The organism is Hallella faecis (genome assembly GCF_018789675.1).
Classification (GTDB): Bacteria; Bacteroidota; Bacteroidia; order Bacteroidales; family Bacteroidaceae; genus Prevotella; species Prevotella faecis.
In genome coordinates this window covers 1-365 of the sequence record NZ_JAHKBE010000176.1, presented here as the reverse complement: position 1 = coordinate 365, position 365 = coordinate 1, and the positions used below count along the sequence as shown (strand labels likewise).

Annotated in this window: 1 protein-coding gene; it reads right to left on the bottom strand. The window is 61.4% G+C overall.

Translation table 11 applies throughout. The features are described 5' to 3' along the window. Positions 1 to 365: hypothetical protein (locus KM934_RS13025; protein WP_215761061.1), on the bottom strand; the 365-nt coding region annotated here is incomplete at both ends.

The following is a 365-nucleotide window of genomic DNA, read 5'->3' as shown; positions in this document are numbered from 1 at the left end:
GTCGGCCAAGGTGGCGTCGGCGTCCGTGGGTGTCCACCATTCAGTGATGGTGGGCATGAGGTGCGACGTGTCGCCATGGTTGTGCCATTCGGGGTGCTGATATTCGGGACTCCAGATGACGATGCCCAGGTGGTTGGGCAGGGGCTGGCTCCAATAGAAGTCGGGCGTTTCCTGTTTGTCGCAGATGCCAAAGAGGCTGAGGTATTCGCCTACGGACTGGAACTCGTCGCCCTTGGCGAGCATACATTGGCTCAGGCTTTCGGCGTAGCGGGTGAGAATGTCGATGGTGTAGGGATGGGGCTGGCGCACCGAGGGGAAGTAGCCCCAGAGGCGTTTCAGCGTGCTGGGCGACAGGGTCTGGTGGA